We start from the raw sequence: 20,604 nt of genomic DNA, 5'->3' as shown, positions 1-20,604 counted from the left end.
CAGTCGTCGGTGAACAGCGCTGCGCCCCGCCGACGTCGTGGTGGTGTCGGCGGGGCGTAGCGGGTGGTGCGTTCGGCCGGGCGGCCTGTCCGGCCCTCGCCCTGCCCCGGGGCACGGGCGGGCGAGGACCAGGCAGAGCGTCAGGTCTTCAGCGTGCGGCGGCCCGGAGCAGTCGGGCGCCGCGCCTTGGTCGGCTGGGGCGCCAGCAGAAGGGCGGGAGCAGTGCTTGGGTCAGCGCTGGAGCGGATGGACGCTGTCCGGCTCGTCCAGGTCGTCGTGGACGGAGGTGGGCTGCGGCGGGATGTGGACCTCGGGGCGGATGTCGATGTGCGGCTGGAAGGCGGTGTGGATGACCGGGCGCAGGCTCAGACCGCGCAGGGCGAAGACGGAGGCGATGGTCCAGGCGAGGACGGCGATCCCGGTGGCGACGGTGCGGCCGTCGGCGGGGGAGGCGGACCAGACCATGCCGATGGTTGCCGCGCCCCAGATGGTGTGGGTGATGCGGGCGCCGGTGCTGTGGAAGAAGCCGCCGACCAGTCCGAACAGGCCCACCGCCTGCCAGAAGGCGTAGACCGCGGATCCGCTGACGGCGAGGCCGCCGGTGTGCTGGGCGAGGTAGGAGCGGACCGGAGTGTCGATCACTGCCCAGAAGCTGTTGGAAGTCTCGGACGCCAGGTGGGTCTCGGGGGTGGCGGAGGCGGTCCGGTGGGCCACGGCGGAGATGATGTCGCCGGCGCCGTCCAGCAAGATGATGACCGCGCACACGGTGGCCAGGCTGAGCACCGCCTTGATCCAGTTGGCCATCCCGTGCCAGCCGGCGAACCGCGCGTGCCGGACGTCCTCCCACCGCTCGTACAGGAAGCCGTCCTGCTCCCAGGAGGCGTCCCACCCGGCGCGCAGCCGGGCGAAGCGCTCCTTGCCGGGGTCATTGTCCAGGTCGATGGTCGGCGGTTCGGGCAGCTGGTTGAGCAGGTCGAAGATGCTCGTGTTGTGCTGGCCGTTGGTGGGCTTGTCGTCGGACTGCATGGCGGGGCGACTCCCTCGCTCGGGTTCGTGTGTGGGCAGTGGTGCGCAGGCCGGACGGCCTGGCCCGCACCCGACCGTGTGGGTTCGGGTGCGAGGCAGGTGGTCCGGAGCAGGGGGTCAGAGGCCGCGGGCGGCGGCGAGGTGCGCGGCCTGGTCGACCATGCGGATCGGGATGCGGCCCGTGCCGTGCGCGTCGTTGAAGGAGGGCACGGAGTCGACGTCGTCGCCGAACTTGCGGCGGATCGCGTCCAGGAGCACGGCGGCCGCGTTGGCTTCCAGGCCGCTGTCGCCGCGGGCCTCGATCCGGATGGCCCCGAGCATGCAGCGGGCGCCGTCCTCGTCGACCAGAACGTCCTTGCACCAGCCGCCGGTGAGCAGCCGGTGGTGGGCGCGCTGCAGAAGGGCCGCGACGGGGGTCGGGTACAGGTCCGGCAGCGGGGCCGTCCCGGTGTCGACGGGGCCGGTGACGACGTCGGCCAGGTCCACGGGCTCGAGGTCGATGTGCGCCGTGTTGACCTCGTAGGCGACGGCCGCTTCGTCCAGGCGCGCGGTCATCGCCGCTTTCACGAGGGTGAGGCGTTCCTCGAGGGTCAGGTCCGTCGGCGGCGCGGCGGCCTGCGTGGTCGGGGCGGGGTGGTCTATGGCGGGGGAGAGCGAGGCATGGGACATCGGGGCTCCAGGCAGGGGACGCCGAAGGGCGTCGCCGGGGTCGTTCTCCGGCGGCGCCCTTCGGCGTTTGCAGCAGGGGAGTGGGCGTTTGGGTGTCACCGCACCCGTGTCCCGGGCATCCTCGATCCAACAGGCGCGGGGAAGGGGACCGGTGGAGTTCGTCTTCGAGTGCGGGTGGTGCGGCGGGGACAACTTTTTCGTGGGCAAGCAGGTCGGCTTCTGGGTCGACAAGTGGGAGGTGCCCGCGGAGTGGGACTGCCGCTTCTGCGACGGACTCAACTACACCCCCGACCCGCCGTGGACCGAGGCGTAGTCAGAAGCTGGAGATCAGTCCGGCGAACGAGGCGAGACCGCTGTTGATGGTCGGGGCCAGGCCGGTCGCGGCGAGGGTGAAGCCGAACAGCGTGCAGGCCAGCGCGGAGCCGACCCGGACGTATCCGCCCTTGACCAGGACGACGACGATGATGCCCAGCAGCACGGCGGCGGAGATGGAGAGGGCCACGGCGGGTGGTGCTCCTTCACATGGGTTGGGTGGGGCCGGCCGCGCTCGGGCGGGCCGGCCCCGGGGATGGGTGGGTGTGATCAGGCGTCGGTGAGGCTCTTGATGGCCTCCAGCGCCTGGCGGGGAGAGGCGACCTGCTCGGAGCGGCGGCCGCCGCCCTTGGGGCCTCGCCCGCCGCCGCCCTTGCCTCCGCCGCCGCCTCGGCGGCGGGAGCGTCCCTCGCCTTCGTCGTCCTCGTCGGGCTCGGGCCAGAACTCGCCGGGCCGCACGGGCTCGTTCCAGTCGAACCACAGGCCGCGCTTCTCCAGCTCGCTGATCTCGTAGTCGGTGAGCCGGTTGACCTCGTCGGGGAAGAGGTGCGCGAGGTCGGTGTCGAAGTCCGCGTACAGCGACCGCATGAGCACGGCGCGGCCGTTGTCGAGGACGATGACCGCGACGCCGCCGGTGGAGACGCCGTTCTCCGGGTCGGCCTCGCCGCGCATGGCCCGCTCGATCGCGGAACCCTCGGTGCGGGAGTAGCGGGCCGGGATGGTCGGCACGTCGTAGGCGTTCTCCATGGTGCCCTCCGCCGCCTTGCGGGTGGCGCCGGGCGAACCCATGTTGAAGATGACCGGCCGGCTGTTCTGCCGCAGGTTGTCCTTCATCTCCGTGGAGAACCCGTTGTGCGCGAACGGGCTCTGTCCGGCCGGGTTGAAGCCGATCCCGTACTTGAGCCCGGTGACCGTGAGGTCCTCGCCGTCCTTCTGGATGAACTCGCCGAAGTCCCCGTCCTGCGCGGCGGTCATGAACTCATCCGCGTACACGTTGAGCTGCCGGTACGGGCAGCGGGTGTCACCCGGCTTGTAGTCGTGCGGCTGGCCGTCGTGCGGCCAGGGCATCTCCGCCCTGATCTCGCACAGCGCCTTCGCCGCCCGCAGCTGCCGCGCCATCCACAGCGCGTTCGAGCCCTGCCGGTCGATGTACCGGCCCAGCACAGTGGTCTTCTCGTCCTTGCGGACGGTGGACAGCCACACCACCTGGCCGTCCAGCGACTGGGCAGCCATGTTGATCGCAAAGTACTGCGTCTTGCCGGAGCGGGACACCCCGAGGGTCAGACCGTGGGCCGGGGCGTTCTTGTCGTGCTGGTACACCATCGTCTTCACCGGCTGGCCGGTGATGGTGAACCCGCACACGTACATGCCCTTGGCGTCCGGGGTGAGCAGCTCGCGGGTAGCGGGGAAGATCGCGGACAGCGGCGGCTCATCGAACGCGCTGATGAGGAACTCCGCGCCGTCGATGAGGACGAACACGCAGGAGTCGTCCTCGGGCAGGCCCAGCGCGCGGCAGACCTTGGCCAGGTCGATGCGCGGGGTCTCGGTGGAGTCGGCCATCTTCGCCCGGTAGAAGGTCACGCCGCGCATCTCGTCGCGGGTCTTGTGGACCAGCTCGGAGCCGGGGGCGCCGCCCTTGGGCCCGCCGACCCGGTCGGTCCAGCGCTCCTGCGCGGTCGGCTTGCTGCGGCGCCGGGCGTTGGCGTCGGGGGTGATGCGGGCCTCCATCCAGCCGGGGCCGCCCTGGCGGCCGGGCTGGATGGCGACCTCCGACAGCACGACGTCGCTGGACGGCACGGCGAACGGGGCGGCGACCGCGGCCTCGGTGAGGCCGGTGATCGGGCGTCCGGTCTCCGAGGCGCGCAGCAGGATCGTCATGTCGTGCCGCATGCCGGGGTGCCGGGTGGCCTTGACGATGTGGGTGCGGCCGGGCATCCCGGCCTGCTCCCACAGCATCCGGGCGTCGCGGGTGAGCAGGTCGGCTCCGTCGTCCGGCTGCGCCACCGACTGCTCGGGGGCTTCGGCGGGCGCCGGCCGCAGGGCCGGGGCGGCGAGGGCGGGGCGGTGGCGGCGGCGGGTGTGCCGGGAGAACGGCATCACGAGGCAGCCGGCCGCCGCCCATCCGGCGGCGAGCAGCCCGTCCGTCCAGTACGGGCCGAAGCCGCCTGTGTGCCCGGCGGCGACGTCGACGGCGGCGGCCAGGACCAGCGGGGACCAGCGCAGAATCTTGCGTCCGGCGCCGGGCTCATCGCTCTTGGCGGCGAGCACCCAGCCGCCGATCCCGGCCGCGCCGGCGAGCTGCACGACCTGGTTGACGGGGCTGTCGGGGTAGAGGTTCGGGGCCACGGCCAGCACGGGCGCGGCGAGGGTGTAGGCGAGGCGTTCGAGCGCGACACTGCGCGGCGTGGTCACCGGCTTCTCCTTCGGGAACAGCCACGGGCGGCCCCGCAGTTCGCGGGGCCGCCCGTGGCGGGGGTGGGTGGGGGAGCGGGGTCAGCGGTTGAAGAACCCGGGCCTGGGCGTCTTCTCGCGCCGGTTGGAGCGGATGTCGTCCAGCGCGCCGTAGAGCTTGGAGTGGGTGCGCTTGGTCTCGTGGGTGAGGTCGGCGGTCTCCTGTGCGGTGTCGTGCAGCTTCTTGACCTGCGCCCCGGCGCCCCCGAGGGCGACGCCGACGTTGCTGGTCAGCTCCACGAACTTCGGGTCCAGTTCGGCGTTGTCGACGTCGCGGGCCGCGTCCTCTGCACGCTTGGCGTTCCTCTTGATGCTGCGCACGAGTTCCTCCAGGCCGAGCCCGGCGTCGTCGAGCGCGCGCCCGAGGGCGTCGAGCTTGGCCTGGACGGCCTTGTATCGGTTGTCGCCGTCGGCCGGCGCGGGCACCGCCGCGCTGGGGCGGGGTGCGAGATCGCTGCTCATCAGCGGGTTTCCTCCCTCTGCTTAGTCGTGGTGGGCGGCGGCCGACACGTACTTCAGGCCCGCGTCTTCCTTCGCGGCCATGTCCTCGCCGTAGATGCGGGCGACCATCGCGGCCGCGAGCTTGGCGGCCTCCAGGGCGAGACCGCACTCGGTCGCGCACCGTTCGGCCTGCTGCTTCATGCGGGCCGCGGCGTCGGCCAGGTCCGAGATCAGCTCGGTGACCTCGGTGGTGACGTTGTGGTCGCCGATCAGGTCGGTGGCCATGTCCCGCAGGGCGTCGGCGACCTTGTCGAGGGCCTCCGCGAGGGCTTCGGCCCGCTCCTGGTCGGAGGCGGCCTGGATGGCGATGTTCGCCATCTCCATCAGGTAGTCGTCGAACGTGATGTCCGTTCGGTGCTGGGCGCCCAAGGTGCCCGCGCCGGACGGCCTGCTGACCTCCGAGCTGCTCACGCTGCTCCCTTCCGTGCTGGTCGGCCGGCTGGTGCCGGGCCGTGCGGTGTGCCGTTCCGGCGCGGGCGGCAGGCCCCGCGCGCCGGTCGTTACGCCTGCGGGCTCGTCGGGGACGATGTCCGCGTCGACGATGTCGTCCTCGCCCTTGGCGTCGGTGCGCGGCGGGCGGGTGGGACGGTCGGGCCACTCCACCGTCGGGGTCGACTCCTCCGCTCCGAACGGGCTGTCCGCCGGACGGCCGGACCGTCCGGAGCGTCCCGTACGACCGCGTCCCGCCCGGCCGGTGCGACCGGTGCGGCGGGTACGTCCGCGCCGTCCGGCCCGGCCCGTGCTGGCGGTGCGCCGGCGCCGGAACCGGCGGCGCTTCCTCGCACCGTCAGACGCCCCGTCACCGGCCTTGGAGTCCTTGTCCGGCTCGTCGCCCGCCTTGCCGTCCTTCGCGGCGCTGGAGGCCCCGTCAGGGCCGTCCTTGGCGGTCTTGGAGTCCTTGCCGTCGGCGCCCTTTGCCTTGGAGTCCTCCGAGTCCTTGCCCTTGGAGTCCTTCTCCTTGGTCAGGCTGACCTTCTCCGTGCCGGCCTTGCCGTCCTTCGCGTCGGCGGCGGCCTTCGCGTCGGCGCGGCGCTTGCCGAAGCGGCGCTGGGCTTCCTCGCCGAGGGCCTGGCCCAGCGTGGTGCGGCCCGGGTCGGCCGACGCTGCGGCTTCCCGCCTCGCCTGCCTCGCCTTCGCCCGCTCCTGCCGCTTCGCGCGGCGGTCCTCCCACGCCTGCTGCTTCTGTGCGCGGGCCTGGTCGCGGTCCTTGGACCGGTCCGCGACACCGGCGGCGTGCCCGGTGGTGCGCCGCTCCTGCCGCCCGGTCTGCCGGGTCCCGGCGCGCTCCTGGCGGCCGCGGGCCCGCTCGGCACGGGGGCTGGACGCCGGACCGCCGCTGTCGGCCTTGGAGTTGCCGTTCCGGCCGGAGCCGCCGGAGCCCCGTTCGGAGCCCTTCGCGCCGCCCTTGCCGCCTCCGCCGCCCCCAGTCGAGCCGGACCCCGAACGGCCGCCAGGGCCGCCGGAGTTGGTGCCGCGCGACGGCCCGGTCCGGTTCGGCCCGGCGCCGGAGTTGGTGCGGGAGGGCCCGCTGCCGCCTCCGCCGCGCGAGGAGCCGCCCCCGCCGCCGGCCTTCGAGCGGCCCTTGTCCGCCCCCATCCCGGAGCCGGACGCCGAGCCGGACGCCTTCGTGCGGTCGGCGTCGGCCTTTCCGCGCGCCGCCGCCTTGTCGCCCTTCGCTTTCATCAGCGCGGCGTGAAGCTTTCCGTTCTGCTCCATCATCGCGACTTCCTGCGCGGTGCGGCCCTCCAGCAGCGCCACCTTCCGCGCTATTTCAGCCTCGCGGAAAGGCGTCTCGCTTTCGTGATTGGCTCGCGCCATTTCCAGCCGGAATTCCAGCCAGTCACCGAGGCGGTCGGCGAGAGAGCGGCGCTGTTCGTATTCGCCTTCCTCGTATTCACCTTCGGATTCCTCGACTACCGGCGGGGCGATTCCTTCGGAACGCATCGCCAGTACGGGGTCCGGGGCCGCCGGAACTGCGGGAAGTTCCATGGTGGTCTCCTCCGGGGTTTCCGGGGGAGCCTCCGGGACCTCTTCCGGCGGCGGAATTGTGTCGATGAAATCCGGGATCAGCGGCAGCTCGTAGGTGGAATCACCGCTCCACGGACCGTGGACCAGGGTTCCGCCGCCGGTCTCGTCGGACTCGTCGGACACGGGGCACCTCCCCTCCTGGGGACTTGACAGACAGTGGGGTCTCGTGTGCACGCGCGTGCACGTGCACGTGTGCACGCTTTACGCGCGCGAGGCCCCGCCGGAGCCCGGCGGGGCCTTCGTGGGTGACGCTCAGTGACGCGGGCCGTGCTGCTTCAGGACGGTGTCCGCGTACTGCATGAGGTGGTCGAACAGCCGCGGGTCGCCCGCCTGCCGCTTCTCCAGCACCAGCTTGAAGAGACGGCAGACCAGCGTGAATGCGGTGAGGACATCGTCACGACCGGATTTGACTTCCCTGGTGATTTCAGTCCGGGTGACGCGGAGCCAGAATTCCATCCGGCCGGTCTCGCCGCGACTTTCGATCGCCTTGCGCTCTTCTTCCTGCAGCCAGCCGTTCCGCCCTTGAATGGAGCGTTCGACGCTGCTGAGGGGGCGCGTCACGCCGACTCCCTCTTACCGAGGTCGTAAATCGACGTGGGACCACTGTAGCCGGAATTATGCGGCTGCGCACCCTGCTGCGGCGGGTTCGGTGCGGCCTGGAGGACCGGCGGGTTCTTCTCACGGTGCTTTTCCAGCTCCTTTTCCTTCCTTTCCTTGGCCGTATTCACCACGGCCTCGTCGTGGGCCCGGCGCTTGTAGGCGCTCTTTTCCAGGCCCTCGGTGAGGTTCTTCAGGTTCTTGAGGACGTTTCCGAGGGCCCTTTCGACGGGCATGGCGCGCAGCCTGGCGTGGTACCAGCGGTCGCCCTCCACGTGGGTGTCGCGCAGGTGCACCTGGGTCTCGATCGAGAGGGTCTCCAGGTTCTTGCCGATGTCCAGCAGGACCCGCTGGACGTCGGCCAGGTACCGGGCGGTGGCCTCCGGGCTCTGCGCGACGTCGCGCAGGGGGGAGTAGTTCGGGTCGTTGTTGCTGTTCACGGCGGGGATTCCCTCCTGGTGTACTGGTGGGGCTGTGACTGCTTCCGGCAGTCGCAGCGAGGGCCAGCCCGATTAGCGCGGGCTGGCCCTCACTGGTGTGTGCCGGACGGTGGATCAGGGGCGGTAGCCGTCGGCGATGAGCGCGACGGCCTCCTGGCGGTACTTGGAGGCGGTGTCGGTGGACGACACGTCGAACTCGCGCTGGACGTCGGCGATCGTGACGACCCGGCACAGCTCGCGGTGCATCCCGTCGGCGTCCAGGCCGACGAACACCGCGCCGGCCGCGAACGCCATCCGGGCGACCTTGCGGGCGGCCCGCTCGCGCGGCGTCAGCTTCGCGGCGTCCTCGGCTTCGGCAGCAGCCCGCTCGATTTCGGCGGCGGCCCGCCGCGTTTCGGCAGCGGCCCGCTCGGCTTCGGCGGCCTCCTTCTGGGAGCGCGCGATGTCGGCGAGAGCGGCCTCCCGAAGGCGGTCCTCCTCCGCCTTCTTGCGGTCGGCTTCGGCAGCGGCGCGCCGCGTTTCGGCGGCGGCCTTCTCCGTTTCGGCAGCACGCCGGTCCGCTTCGGCAGCGGCCTTGCGGGCCTCGGCGATGGCCTGGGTCTCGATGGCCTGTGCCTCCGCCGCGGCGACCCGGTCGGCCTCCGCCGCTTCCTTCCGCTTCTGCGCCGCCTGGTGCTCCAGCTCGGCCGCGTCCAGGTCGGCGGCGGCCGCCGCCTTGCGCGCCTGAGCGATCCGCTCGGTCTCGATCGCGCCGGCCTCCGCCGCCGCGACCTTGTCCGCCTCGGCCGCCGCCCTGCGCTGCTCGGCGGCCTTGCGCTCGAGCTCGGCCTTCGCCAGGTCCGCCTCGGCCGCCGCCTTGCGCTCCTCGGCGGCCTGGCGCTCCGCCTCGGCCTCGCGGGCGCGGGCCTCGGCGACCACGGCGTTGTCGAGGGCCTGCAGCTCCAGCTCAGCGGCCCGCTCTGCGGCGCTGACCTGGGCTCGGGCGTGCGCGCGGGCCCGGCCGGTCTGTCCGTCGACCTCCGCCTGGACCAGCTCCACCTTGCCCTTGGCGCGCAGCCGCTCGGCTGCGGACTCCGCCTTGGCGACCTCGCTGCGCGTCTCCGCGTCCAGGCGGCGGCGCTCCGCCTCCTCCTCACGCTCGGCAGCTGCCTGTTCCTGCTCATCGGGCATGGCCAGCGCCTGGGCGACGGTGTAGCCGTAGGGGGCCATCTTCATCGGCAGCAGCTCGTCCTCGGTGGCCTGGGAGATGTCGCCCTCGTACTTGCGCTTGAGCCACTGCTCGTAGGCGATGAGCTCCTGGTCGCGGCGGATCATCTCCGGGTAGGAGGTGACGCCCCACAGCCGCATCCGGCGGAAGATCCGGGCCGTCGCCACGGGGGCGAGCACCCACCGCAGCCACGGGATCGAGTCGCGTTCGGCCTGGTCAGGGCGGACCACGCGGTCGATCGCGTCGCGGCCCAGCTCCACCACCATGATGAAGAGGACCGGCACGACGCCATGGGCGCCGGCGGCGACGTAGTCCATCAGCGCCCACGCCCGGTCCCGGGGAGCGCCGGACGCGGCGTTGAGGACGACCGTGACTGCCGTCAGCAGCCACACCGGGTAGCGGATCCAGCTGATGGGGCGCTTGAGCCAGGCCATCAGCAGGTCTACGGCGATCATGACCATGATGCCGACGTCGACGCCGACCGCGAACATCTGGCCCTTGCCCAGCGAGCCGAAGCGGAGCCGCTCGTAGGCGAAGACCGCGACATGCTCGAAGGACAGGTACAGGCCGATGCCCGCGAGGACGAGCGCGGCGATCACGATCGCCCCGGCCGCCCACTTCTGGGTACCGGTCAGCCTCCCCGGGGAGGGCTTCGTTCCGGTTCCGCTTGCCGTCTCCGAAACGAACTCCGCCGTCTCCGAAACGACGTCGGCCGTCTGCGAAACCGGCGTGGACGTTCCCGAAACGGCGGCCGGTGAAGCCGTGTCGGGGTCGGGTTCAGCCGCGGTTCGCGGCCAGTCGGTGATCGTCATGAGGGCCTCCGAGAGGGGTCGTTCAGGTGTGCGCGAAACGGCGGGGGCTGCTCCCGAAACGCGCTGAGGCGCTCCCGAAACGGCCCGTAGTGCGGATGGTTGCTTGCGAACTGGACACCGGCTCTACCCGCTCCGCACGCCCGAAAAGGCCGGCGGTCCGGGGGGCGGGCGGCCGTGCTCGCGAAGCGGCGTGAGGCAGGCTCGAAACTGGGATCGGCTCCCGCCGGGCGGGCGCGAAGTCAGCTCGTGTGGAGCTGCGCGCCGTGGCGGCGGAGGTCGTCGGTGGTGATGCCGTAGATCCGGCACTTGTCGATCAGCGGCGTGAGCGCGGTGCCGGCGGTGCGCGCCTCGGGCGATCCCTCGCCGAACAGCTTCTGGGTGTTCAGCAGGTCGTTGATCGCGGTCGCGGTGCGGGCGGCGTGCCGCTCGACACGGCCCTCGCCGACCCACTCCTCCGCGATGACGTGGAGGGTGGCGCGCCAGCTGCCGTCGTAGTCCTCGGGGTCGACCGGCGGGATGTCGCTGCCGAAGATCGCGAACGCGCACGCCTGGGCGGCGGCTTCCGTGCCGGGCTGGAGCGGGGTCATCGTCGTGGCCATGAGGGCCTCCCTCGACTGTTCGGTCCGGGCTGTCCGGCTCCCCTTCACCGCCCGTCCCGGCCGCCGTGGTCGGCGGTCGGTGCGGGCGGATCAGGCAGCCTGCAGACCGGATCAGGAGGCGTTGCGGGCCCGCTGGCGGGCGGCGCGGCGCTTCATGGCGCGGCGCTCGTCCTCGCTCAGACCGCCCCAGACGCCGCCGTCCTCGCCGTGCTCCAGCGCCCACCGGAGGCAGGTCTCCATCACGGGGCAGCGACGGCAGACGGCCTTGGCCTCCTCGATCTGCAGCAGCGCCGGGCCGGTGTTGCCGATGGGGAAGAACAGCTCGGGGTCCTCCTCGCGGCACGCGCTGCGGTCCCGCCAGTTGGTGTTGACCGGCAGGTCGGCGGAGGGGGCGTAGCTGGCGTTTACGATGTAGCTGCGATTCATCGGGGCCTCCCAGAAGGTCCAGTGCAGAAGTCAGCCCCGGGGCGGCCACCCCGGGGCTGTCGTGTGTCGTGGCGGCCGGATGGCCGGAGCGGGCGGGAGCTCCCGGCGCTCTCCGCCGGCCCCGCCCGGGAAGGCGCGGGGACGACGGGCAATGCCGGAGGTCAGCGGCGCTGCTGCTTCTGTCGTGCGAGGTAGGCGTCCTGGAGGCGAGCGAACCGTTCGTGGATCGGTGTCCCGACCTCGCACGGCTTCTCGGCCTGGCAGACCTCGCAGCCACCGAGGTGGGTGGTGGAGTCCTCGAACGCCTTCATGTAGCGGACGTACAGGTCATCGGTCGGTCGGGCACTCACTTCTGGTGCCTCTCCGACCGCTGGTTCTGCTCCCGGTTCTTCTGCGAGAGCGCCTCGCGCTCGGCGTCAGTCAGGCTGGTGATCACGCCGCCACCTCCCAACTGGCCTGCGCCGGGGCGGTGATGGGAACGAGGACCAGGGCGACGTCGACGCGGGCGACGTCCTCGGGCTCGTAGCCCCGGGAGTCGTCCTCGCGCTCGATGTCGTCGATGATCCCCGCCTGCGGCCGCGCCGCGGTGCGTGTCATGCTGTGCTGCATCAGGGTCCTCCAGTCAGGTCCTGGACAGCCCGTCGGGCCGCAATCCCAAGGGCTGTCGCGATCACTCCCCAAACGGGGAGCTGACTGCTTGTACGAGCAGCCAGGGCCCCGGCCACCCCGGTTTCGTCGGGGTGGCCGGGGCCCTGATCGTTCGTGCAACAACCGAGTCAGACGGCGCCTGCACGAGGCGCGAAGTCCTTCGCCCGCTGGAAGATCGGAGCGGGAAGGCCGTGCTGGACTCGGAGCTCCTCAACCTCTGCCTCGCTGAGGCCGTACTGCGGAGCACTGTTCACGTAGTTCGACAGAGCCTCGTAGTGGTCGTCCGGGAGGACACCGTCGTTCCGCGCGATGACGTCGGCGAACTGCGGAAACACGAGGTTGAGGAGGGCGAAGGCGTAGTCCTTGTCCCCCATCCGAGGCCCGGCCGTGCCGGCCTCGCCCTCATCCGGCTGCACCTGAGCAGCCCGAAGGCGAGCCTCCAGCTCGACGACCTGATCCTCGGCACGATCCGCCCGGGAGTTGGCGATCTCGTACGCGTACAGCGCCGCCTTCCGAGCGAGGCGAGCGTCATTCAGTTCACTGGTCAGGCGCCGTACCTCGCCATCCCTCGCCTCGACGCTCGCGGCCTGGGCGACGACCGTCTTCTCGGCGCGGGCGAGCTGGGTGCGTAACGCATCGGCGGTCGCGCGTCGTACAAACGGCAGCTTCATGCGGCTGTCCTTTCAAGTTCCTGATCGGCTCGGCTGGTCGTACGAGCAGCCACGGCCCCGGCCACCCCGCGAGGGGAGGCCGGGGCCGTGGTCGTTCGTCCGGAGCAGGTCAGCTCGCGCGACGCTCGGGACGCAGCGGCTTGAGCGGCACCGGCGGGGCACCCAGCGGCGCGGCACCGGCGGGCAGCTGCGCGCGGCGGGTGTCGGCGTCGCGAACCGCGGACTCGGTCGCCGCCCACTGTTCCTTGCGCAGCCGCCACAGGGGCCGGCCGTTGCCACGCTGGTCGTCCGCCGGCGCCTGCTTCTGTGCGGCGATCTGGCTGACGGCCGGGGCGACCGCGACTTTGGGCTTGCGCCGCACGGTGGTCCGGCGGCGGTGTCCGGTCTCCGCGTGACCGTCCTCCAGGCGCTCCTGCCACTTCTTCACCGACACGTCGACCGTGACCAGGCGGTTGCTGCCCAGGCGGCAGCGAACGGCCGGGGCCTCGAACGCGCGGCCGGCGTCGTGCGGCACGACCTTGGTCGTCTTGGTCCCGAGGCCAGTGATCGGCACCCACGTCTCGCAGTCGGGGCAGACCAGCGACGCGCAGGCGGGTCGCAGGTCGTACTGGTGGGGCTTGAGGGCGGAAAGGGCCAGCGCCGGGCGGGAGTTGAGGGTGCGGGAGCGGGTCCGGCCCCGGCGGGGACGGGCGGTGTACTCAAGGGTCGAAGCAGACATCGGAACTCCTCATGGACGGAGTGGCGGGGGCGCGGGTCGCGATGCTCTCTCCGCCCTCCAGGCCGCACGGCGCAAGGCCGGCGTCCCGCAGGACAGACAGCGCACAGCGCTGCGACGTACACGCAGTCGTCGTGCCGTCAGGCTCCGGGGGAGTTCGATGGTGCTCTCGCGTCCCGGGCGAACCCGAGGACGACTACCCCGCCGCCCCGAAGGGCGGACGACTACTGCGGTGGTGCGACTACGCGGTGTTCCGGGGGATCACCGTCCTACCTACATCAGGTTGCCTCAGGTACCCTCAGGTGTCAAGCGGTATAGTGAGGCACCTAGACGGAAGAGAAGGAAGCGAGGCGACATGCCAGGGCGACCGCGGGCCGACAATCGGCCGCCATACGCGCGCATCGCGGGTCACTACCGCACCCTCATCAGCTCCGGTGAGCTGGCGCCGGGCGACCTGCTGCCCAGCATCCGTGCCCTGGCAGATCAGTGGCAGGTCAGCACCGCAACGGCCGACCGCGCCATGAAGCTGCTGCGAGGCGAGAAGCTGGTCAACGGCATCCCGGGCGTCGGCACCGAGGTCATGGCGCGTCCCGTGTCGCTCGCATCCGGATCGGAGCGCCACGATCGGAGCAGTACGACGAAGTCGTCGTGGGGCGTGGGGGAGAAGTCCTCCGGCCACACTGCGGGCATGGTGCCGGCCCCCGAGGACGTCGCGGATGCACTCGGCATCGAGCCTGGTGAGGACGTGATTCGTCGAAGCCGTGTCTACCGAGATGCTCACGGGATCGTCTCCCACTCAACGTCCTGGATCCCGGCGGAGTTCGCCCAGGTGCTGCCCGAGCTCGCGCGCAGCGAGCGCCTCAAGGGCGGGCTGTCGCTGGACCTCATCGCCGAAGCAACTGGGCGCCACGTCGTGCAGCGTGTGGATGAGGAAACGGCGCGCATCGCAACCGCCCGCGACCTCGAGCTCCTGGAGCTGGAGACCGACACAGTCGCAGCGATCCTTGTGCTGACCGCGCGCTTCCTGGACGCCGACGGCGAGCTGCTGGAGTACGGCGTGGACCTGGGGGCCCCTGGGCGCACTCGTCGCACGACGTCGGTGGTGCAGCGGTGACCACTCACGAGACCATCGCCGGCCGACCGGGCCCCGCGCCTCGCGCGATCCTCATGACCGGTCTGCAGGGCGCTGGCAAAACGACCCTCGCCCGCGCCCTGGAGGAGGCCGGGTTCCGGCGCCTCTGCCCGGACGAGGAGATGTTCCGCCGCTACGGCCACTACGGCAGGGACTTCCCCCGGGGGCAGTTCCGAGTCCGGGAGGCGCCCGTACTCAGGGACATCGCCGTTGAGCTCCAGGAACTCCTGGCGGCCGGACACGAGGTCGTGGTCGACCATGGCTTCTGGACTCGGGAAGAGCGTGCCCAGTGGGCAGCGACCGTGATGGAGGTCGGCGGCAAGCCCGTTCTCGTCTATCTGCCTGTGCCGCACGAGGTGCGCTGGGACCGGATCCGTAAGCGCAATGAGCGGTCGCTGGTCGACGCGAACAGCATCGCGTTCAGCGAGGAGGATCTGCTCAGGCATGCGGGGCGTTTCTGCCCTCCGAGCGACGATGAGCCGCACATCGTGTACGGCGGCCACCCAGAGAATGTGCTGGCCGCGCTCCGTCGTGCACGTCCCTCCGTGGATGGCGGCCCGCATTGACCTCTACCTCCCGCTCACCTCTGCCGGCACTGAATGACCATGACCGTGCTCGGGTACGGCGGCCGCGGAAAGTGACAGCAACCGGTGACATTCGGAATGTCACCGCCACTTGTCACCTCCGCGCGATCAAGGGGCCGTGCCATGCTCGGCCGCACAAGGGCCGGCTTCCGCTCCGCGGGCATCACCCACCCTGTCGGGGCGCAGGCTGCGTCGCTGGACCGTACGGGGAAGGGGATCGCGATGGCTGACGAGCGTCCTGACTGGGCTCGCCGGATGGTGGAGGAGCGCGCTGCTCGGGATTGGTCGCAGACCGACGCGGTGCGTGCGCTGATGGTCCGGCTGCCGGAGGACCAGGTCGTAAGCGAGCAGGACCTGTTGCGGCAGTGGAAGAGGTGGGAGGCCGGCGACGCGCAGCCGGTGAAGTACCGGTCTGCCATCGCCGCGGTGTTCAACACGACGACCGGAGCATTCTTCCCCGAGCGGTCTCGCCGTGACGGCCGCGCGGAGATCTTGCAGGTCAGCGGCATGGACACCGTGGACATCATCGCGCGGCTGCGGGCCTCGGACGTCGACGTCGCCACGCTGGACGCGCTGCGGATCACGGCGGACCGGCTGTGCTGCGAGTACGCGTACATGCCCGCCGACCAGCTGCTCCTGGAGGGCAAAGCCTGGCTCGCCCGCCTCGTCGGCCTCCAGCACCAGCGAGTCAGCCTGGCGCAGCACCGCGAGATCATCGCGCTCGCCGGGCGGCTGTCGCTCCTGGTGGGCTGTGTCGAGTACGACTCCGGCCGGCCCCGCGACGCGGAGGCCACCCGGCAGGCCGCGCTGATGCTCGGTCAGGAGGCCGGGGAGCTGAGCGTGCAGGGCTGGGCGCACGAGATGCGGGCATGGTTCGCGCTGACCCGGGGCGACTACCGCGGCGTCATCGCGGCCGCAGAGGCCGGCATCGCCGTGGCGCCGACCGAGAGCGTCGCCGCGCAGCTGTACGCGCAGAAGGCCAAGGCGTGGGCGAGGCTGGGTGACCGGTCGCAGACCGAAGTCGCGCTCGACAAGGGACGCCAGATCCTCGAACTCCTGCCTTACCCCGAGAACATCGAGAACCATTTCGTGGTCGACCCCGCGAAATACGACTTCTACCGCATGGACGCGCTCAGGAAGTCGGGCGAGAACCGGCTTGCAGAGCAGCTGGCCAATGAGGTCATCCGGGCGGGCACGGATTTCGACGGGACGGAGCGGTCGCCCATGCGGATCGCGGAGGCCCGCGTCACGCTCGGGGTGGTCGCCGCGCGCGAGGGTGACCTGGACACTGCGCTCGCCTACGGGGAGCGGGCCCTGACGGGGGAGCGGAAGTCGTTGCCGTCGCTCGCGATGGTGGCCGCCGACCTGGGGCAGGCCCTCCAGACGCACTACGGACACGCCTCCGAGGCGCAGGAGTTCGTCACCCATCTCCGCGAACTGCGGGGTGGACAGTGAATTTTCCGTATGCCGGGCACCTAACCGCGCGCTTTCCGTCAGGCAGGCTCGCATCGGATGCCGCGCGAATTCGCCCCACAGTTCTGTCCGGTAATGCAGTTAGGCTGTGCGCAGAAGTGATCGACAACGGCGAAAGCCCCCGGGACCGGGCCTGGTCCACTGGGGGCTCTCGAACGGGGCGAAGCTCCGTTTGGGCGAGCACCTGGTTGGGAGGTGATCGCGGGATGAAGATACCCGCACCTGTGGAACTTCACGCGCAGCTGCGCCGTTCCACCATCGCGATCACGCCTCCGGGTGCGCTTTCCGGCATGCCGACTCCACCTTCGATATCGAGGGGGTCGGGATGACCTAGGCCATCGGCCGCGCGCGCCATTTTGTGGACTGACAATCCACTTCGGCCTCGCGCGGCCCTTCGCGCCGACCGGGCTTGACACCCCGGCTCGGCTGCTCGGTCCCGGACTTGACACCGGTTCCGAGCCTCGGCTCATCGAGCCACTTCCTTCTCAGCAAAACCCCGCCTTCGACAAGCGGGTCGGCCCCTTTGACAAGGGCCACCAGCAAGACCCCGACCGCTGACAACGGTCGACGCCCCACCAAACCGCGGGGCCCTTTGACGGGGGCCCTGCGGTTCACAACCACCGAGACGAGAGGAGAAATCTCCCCCCTTCCGATCCACCTCGCGGCGTTTCGGTTCGGTGCCCTGCCTGCTCCTCACGGAGGGGGCGTGGCTTCTCCCATCCACTCGTCGGTCCGTCCCGCGTTGCGGGGTGGTCCGGCTCGCATATGGAAGATGGTGTCCCCGCCATAGTGCACGACCTCGCCTCCCCTTGTCAGCTCGACCGTGCCCGATTCACACCGGTTCGAGCCCCCCAGGCTTCCCGCGTGACGGGATTCGCTGACCCTGTTTGCCCTGTTCACGGCATTAGTCGCGAAGATTCTTCACATCGGAGTGTCACACGGACCCCGGTCCGGCACACCTATACCGAGAGGGGGACCCATGACCTCCTGACGGCGTCGGCCGCCGCGATGTCCCAGGGGGTCGTCCCGTGTGACGGAGCGCGATCCGAAGTTCCTGCCCATCAGGCGGGAGGGATCGGAGGTCTCGCCGCTTCCTGGCCTCTGTCCACAGGCATTCCGCGCAAGGCTGCCGGAATGATCTCTATCTCGTTCGACCGGGTGGTCCGGTGAGCGCCGTGGCGGCATCGGCCGCTGTGCTCCCGCGCCCTCGGGCGGAGTTCGTCGGCGGGGCGTCGCGGCGTCGGCTGCGGTCGGTTCCGGCTCAGGCCGGTCCGGTCGTGCCTCTGGAGCTGGGCAACCCGCTCCAGTTGTCGGAGACGATGCGGGCCCGGCTGCTCGCGGCGGTGCGTGCGCTGGTGTCGGCCCCGCCGCTGGACGGGGCGTGTGACGCCACGCGGCTGGCGTCGGTGGTGCTGCTGGCGAAGGCCCGGGTTGCTGCCGATTACAGCACGGAGATCACTACCGCAGAGCTGGGCCGGTGGCTCGGGCTGGGGAAGTCCCGGGTCGCGCACACGGTGCTGCCGGAACTGCGCGAGCGCGGCGTGCTCGGGTCGAACGAGACGGCGAGTGCGGCCGGGCGGGCGACGGGCCTGGAGTGCTGGGTGATCCCGATGTACCGGGCGCAGCAGGCCGGGGACCGGCGGCACGTCCTGGCGCTGTCGCGGGTGGAGCTGGCGGTGCTGCTCAAGCTGATCGAGGTCTTGTTCGCGCCGGGCTGGACGCACAAGGACGGGCGGGTGACCCCGGCCGGGATGCTTGCGGACCGCACGGGGCGCGGGGCGGCCACGGACCGGCTCGGGCTGCTGCTGATGGTGCTGTCGACGAATTCCAAGGGTTGGCTGAAGCTGTGCCCGGGGTCGGTGGACACCGAGCGGGGCCGTCCGGCGGCGACGGTCGGCCGGCTGCTGGGCTGCTCGCCGTCGGGCGGGGCGAAGGTCCTGGCTCGGCTGGAGGAGCGGGGCACGGTGACGGTGGACCGGCGCGAGACGGCGTCCCAGATGAACGCGCGCAGCCGGGTGCGGCTGCTGCCGGTCGCCCAGGCGCACGGTCTGCTCGTACGGGAGGCCCGCGAGGCTGTCGACGCCGTGTTTTCAGAGCTCGCTGTTACTGCATCCGGAGATCTTGAGACTGACGAGGACACTGGGACCCTTGCGGTTACTGGGGTGTCGGGTGCCGGGCAGGGCCAGAAGGCCGATACGGCAGACCTCGCCGTTGCTGCACACCTTCACGCCTCTCACGCTTCTGGGGTTACTGCTGGTGGGTCTCTCGAGCTCTCTGGTGGGTTTTCCGGCGAAGGCCGTGGTGGGACCGGTACTCGGCCGGAGCGCGCGGGCACGTGCGAGGACCAGGCACCGGAAGCCGCTGCCGCTGTCCAGCTGCTGGTGGACGACGGTGACGGTGGCCCGCTTCGCGGGGAACAGCGTGAGAAGTCCCCGTCGATCAGCGATGAGGGCAACTGCGGTCCGGTGGCCGACGCTTCGGTGCGGGCCGCGGACGGTGCGGGTCAGAACAGGCAGCAGCAGGGGAGGGTGCCGCTGCCGCCGGAAGACCTGCGGGTGATCTTGGAGCCGGTCCGGCTGGTGTGGGAGCGCCTGGAGCGTCGGGGCGCCCGGAAGCTGGTGGAGTCCGCGACTCGCACCGAGCTGCTCCTGGTGGAGGGGTTCGCGGGCCGCGTCGACGCGCCGCAGATCCTCGCCGACCGCCTCACCCGGCGCCTGGAGGAGCAGATGCGTCTGGGCGCGCCGATCACGAACCCGGTGGGCTGGCTGGTCAGCCGTGCCCTCCCCCAGCGTCAGGAGTGCGGCGAAAAGCTGTGCGACGAGGGCGTGCTGCTCAACTCGGGCCGTGAGTGCCCGCGGTGCGAGGACCGGCGGTTCGACAGCCGTGACCGGCGTCAGGCGGTCGCGGCCGCCGTCGACGCCGCGATGCCGTACGCCTCGCCGGAGGAGCGCCGCACGGCGACCGAGCGGCAGCTGCACGAGACCGTGACCGCCCAGGCGTGGGCCCGCGAGCACCGGTGGGAGCAGGTCCGGGCCCGGAAGACGGCGGCCTCCAAGGACCGTGCCGAAGCCGCAGTCGTGCGCCCCGCCATCGATGAGCCGGCCGCGCCGTCGGCCCCGGTCGTGCTGCCCGCTCCCCGCCCGGCACCCGCCGTCGTACTGGAGCCGCAGGACGACGTCGTCGACCAGGCGCCGCTGGTCCTCGAGGAACTGACCCGCGAGCAGATCCTGGACTGGCGCAATCGCGCCGCGAAGGACCACCAGCTGGTGTTCGACCACATCGACCGGTACGGCGAGGTGTCGGCGCAGCGGCTGTTCACGAGGGCGTTCGTCTCGCAGGTGACCCGGATGTCCCGCCTCGGGCACCTGAACCTCGGCTACACCACCTGGGAGCGGTCATGAGCGGCGGCGAGCTGTCAGGGGTCGACCTGGCCCGGGTCGCGTTGCGGGCCGCACTGGAGACGGCGCGGAAGAACGGCGGCAACGGCCGTACGGCGAAGGCGAAGCCGCGCACCACGTCGTCCGTGGTGCGACACGGCGGGCGGGAACCGCTGGGGCTCGGTGCCGCGATCGGCATGCTGGTGAACGAGCGGGCTTGGGAGCTCCCGGCTGCCGGCGCGTCCCTGCGGGAGCGATGGGAGGCCATCGCCCCCGAGTTCGCCGGGCACGTCGCCGCGGTCGGGTACGACGCCGACTCCGGCCGGCTCACCGTGTGCCCGGAGTCGGCGGCCTGGGCGACGAAGCTGCGCCTGGAGCAGGCCCGCGTCGTCCAGGCGGCGAACGAGTCGGCGGGCCGTACGGTCGTGCGCGGCCTGCGGATCCTCGCCCCCGGGTCGGTGCCTGTGTCCGAACCGGACGCTGTCGCCCCGGCGGCCGCGCCCAACGGTCCGGTGAAAACCCGCGGGTTGGCGTCCGAGGGCTACCGCCAGGCGCTCGCCGCGCACCAGTCCGTCGCGCCCGCGCGGCGGGTGGACCAGGGCATCGCGCAGGCAGTCGAACGCCAGAACCGGGCGATGCGCGAGCTGAGCCGCCACGCGTTCCCGGAGCCGGAGGTGTCCTCGGACGACCAGTCGGCCCCGATCGAAGCGGGCCGCATCCAGCGCCGCCGTGAAGCCGAGGCCACCCGCACCCTTGCGCTGCGCCGGGCCCGTACCGAGCGAGCAGCCCGGCAGGACAGCACCGCTGCGGGACAAGCCGAAGGCGCAGCAGTCGCGTTGGAGCGTACGGCGTGACCAGAAGCAGCGGGCTGTTGTCGCCGGGTAGGGGGATCAGGGCCTGAGGGCCGCCGTCGACTGCAAGGATCGAACGCCACGT

The 20,604-nt window shown here is 71.5% G+C and carries 21 protein-coding genes; 6 read left to right on the top strand and 15 right to left on the bottom strand.

Translation table 11 applies throughout. From position 1 onward, the window contains the following. Positions 1-231: 231 nt before the first annotated feature. Positions 232-1,026 carry a hypothetical protein gene (locus tag ABZZ79_RS29025; RefSeq protein ID WP_356693642.1) on the bottom strand — a complete coding sequence of 265 codons (795 nt, stop codon included), beginning with the start codon at positions 1,024-1,026 and terminating at the stop codon, positions 232-234. 117 nt (positions 1,027-1,143) lie between these two features. Further along, positions 1,144-1,695 carry a hypothetical protein gene (locus ABZZ79_RS29020; protein WP_356693640.1) on the bottom strand — a complete coding sequence of 184 codons (552 nt, stop codon included), beginning with the start codon at positions 1,693-1,695 and terminating at the stop codon, positions 1,144-1,146. A 151-nt stretch (positions 1,696-1,846) separates the two neighbouring features. On the opposite strand from ABZZ79_RS29020, the gene ABZZ79_RS29015 reads away from it, so the two are divergent. Continuing rightward, positions 1,847-2,008 carry a hypothetical protein gene (locus ABZZ79_RS29015; protein WP_356693638.1) on the top strand — a complete coding sequence of 54 codons (162 nt, stop codon included), beginning with the start codon at positions 1,847-1,849 and terminating at the stop codon, positions 2,006-2,008. On the opposite strand, the gene ABZZ79_RS29010 is transcribed toward ABZZ79_RS29015, so the two are convergent. From ABZZ79_RS29010 to ABZZ79_RS28950, 13 genes are all read right to left on the bottom strand, one after another. Next, positions 2,009-2,197 (bottom strand): hypothetical protein, encoded by a 189-nt coding sequence (locus ABZZ79_RS29010; protein WP_356693636.1) that lies wholly within the window; start codon positions 2,195-2,197, stop codon positions 2,009-2,011. A gap of 80 nt (positions 2,198-2,277) precedes the next feature. Further along, positions 2,278-4,419, bottom strand: coding sequence for a chromosome segregation protein ParM (locus ABZZ79_RS29005; RefSeq protein ID WP_356693634.1), 2,142 nt, complete (start codon positions 4,417-4,419; stop codon positions 2,278-2,280). A gap of 81 nt (positions 4,420-4,500) precedes the next feature. Continuing rightward, positions 4,501-4,920 (bottom strand): conjugal transfer protein TraB, encoded by a 420-nt coding sequence (locus ABZZ79_RS29000; RefSeq protein WP_356693632.1) that lies wholly within the window; start codon positions 4,918-4,920, stop codon positions 4,501-4,503. A gap of 21 nt (positions 4,921-4,941) precedes the next feature. Then, positions 4,942-7,110 (bottom strand): ATP/GTP-binding protein, encoded by a 2,169-nt coding sequence (locus tag ABZZ79_RS28995; RefSeq protein WP_356693630.1) that lies wholly within the window; start codon positions 7,108-7,110, stop codon positions 4,942-4,944. Between the two features lie 129 nt (positions 7,111-7,239). Beyond that, entirely contained in the window at positions 7,240-7,548 is a 309-nt protein-coding gene (locus tag ABZZ79_RS28990) for a hypothetical protein (RefSeq protein WP_356693628.1), read from the bottom strand. Further along, complete coding sequence (locus tag ABZZ79_RS28985) at positions 7,545-8,024, bottom strand: hypothetical protein (protein ID WP_356693626.1); 480 nt, start codon at positions 8,022-8,024, stop codon at positions 7,545-7,547. The genes ABZZ79_RS28990 and ABZZ79_RS28985 overlap by 4 nt, the downstream gene beginning before the upstream one ends. Before the next feature lie 114 nt (positions 8,025-8,138). After that, positions 8,139-10,043, bottom strand: coding sequence for a DUF2637 domain-containing protein (locus ABZZ79_RS28980; RefSeq protein ID WP_356693624.1), 1,905 nt, complete (start codon positions 10,041-10,043; stop codon positions 8,139-8,141). Between the two features lie 239 nt (positions 10,044-10,282). After that, positions 10,283-10,642, bottom strand: coding sequence for a hypothetical protein (locus ABZZ79_RS28975; RefSeq protein ID WP_356693622.1), 360 nt, complete (start codon positions 10,640-10,642; stop codon positions 10,283-10,285). Between the two features lie 111 nt (positions 10,643-10,753). Then, positions 10,754-11,068: a WhiB family transcriptional regulator gene (locus ABZZ79_RS28970; RefSeq protein WP_356693620.1), complete on the bottom strand. Its 315-nt coding sequence runs from the start codon at positions 11,066-11,068 to the stop codon at positions 10,754-10,756. A gap of 161 nt (positions 11,069-11,229) precedes the next feature. Then, positions 11,230-11,418: a hypothetical protein gene (locus tag ABZZ79_RS28965; protein ID WP_356693618.1), complete on the bottom strand. Its 189-nt coding sequence runs from the start codon at positions 11,416-11,418 to the stop codon at positions 11,230-11,232. Positions 11,419-11,500: 82 nt separating this feature from the next. Next, on the bottom strand, positions 11,501-11,665 hold the full coding sequence (locus tag ABZZ79_RS28960; protein ID WP_356693616.1) for a hypothetical protein: 165 nt from the start codon (positions 11,663-11,665) through the stop codon (positions 11,501-11,503). Positions 11,666-11,844: 179 nt separating this feature from the next. Then, positions 11,845-12,387 carry a hypothetical protein gene (locus ABZZ79_RS28955; protein WP_356693614.1) on the bottom strand — a complete coding sequence of 181 codons (543 nt, stop codon included), beginning with the start codon at positions 12,385-12,387 and terminating at the stop codon, positions 11,845-11,847. A gap of 109 nt (positions 12,388-12,496) precedes the next feature. Next, positions 12,497-13,105, bottom strand: a complete 609-nt coding sequence (locus ABZZ79_RS28950; protein ID WP_356693612.1) for a hypothetical protein — start codon at positions 13,103-13,105, stop codon at positions 12,497-12,499. Positions 13,106-13,457: 352 nt separating this feature from the next. Here ABZZ79_RS28950 and ABZZ79_RS28945 point away from each other — a divergent pair, with 352 nt between their 5' ends. The 5 genes from ABZZ79_RS28945 to ABZZ79_RS28925 all read left to right on the top strand — a co-directional run bounded on the left by ABZZ79_RS28945 (position 13,458) and on the right by ABZZ79_RS28925 (position 20,522). Continuing rightward, positions 13,458-14,216: a GntR family transcriptional regulator gene (locus ABZZ79_RS28945; RefSeq protein ID WP_356693610.1), complete on the top strand. Its 759-nt coding sequence runs from the start codon at positions 13,458-13,460 to the stop codon at positions 14,214-14,216. Continuing rightward, on the top strand, positions 14,213-14,800 hold the full coding sequence (locus ABZZ79_RS28940) for an ATP-binding protein (RefSeq protein WP_356693608.1): 588 nt from the start codon (positions 14,213-14,215) through the stop codon (positions 14,798-14,800). Before ABZZ79_RS28945 ends, ABZZ79_RS28940 begins: the two co-directional genes overlap by 4 nt. 240 nt (positions 14,801-15,040) lie before the next feature. Continuing rightward, positions 15,041-16,273: an XRE family transcriptional regulator gene (locus ABZZ79_RS28935; RefSeq protein ID WP_356693606.1), complete on the top strand. Its 1,233-nt coding sequence runs from the start codon at positions 15,041-15,043 to the stop codon at positions 16,271-16,273. Between the two features lie 1,295 nt (positions 16,274-17,568). Further along, entirely contained in the window at positions 17,569-19,692 is a 2,124-nt protein-coding gene (locus ABZZ79_RS28930; RefSeq protein WP_356693604.1) for a hypothetical protein, read from the top strand. Further along, positions 19,689-20,522 (top strand): DUF721 domain-containing protein, encoded by an 834-nt coding sequence (locus tag ABZZ79_RS28925; protein ID WP_356693602.1) that lies wholly within the window; start codon positions 19,689-19,691, stop codon positions 20,520-20,522. The genes ABZZ79_RS28930 and ABZZ79_RS28925 overlap by 4 nt, the downstream gene beginning before the upstream one ends. Positions 20,523-20,604 lie beyond the last annotated feature (82 nt).

The organism is Streptomyces sp. NPDC006458 (genome assembly GCF_040612135.1).
In the GTDB taxonomy this organism is placed as follows: domain Bacteria; phylum Actinomycetota; class Actinomycetes; order Streptomycetales; family Streptomycetaceae; genus Streptomyces.
The sequence above is the reverse complement of the archived record's forward strand: the minus strand, read 5'-3'. Positions and strand labels throughout refer to the sequence as shown.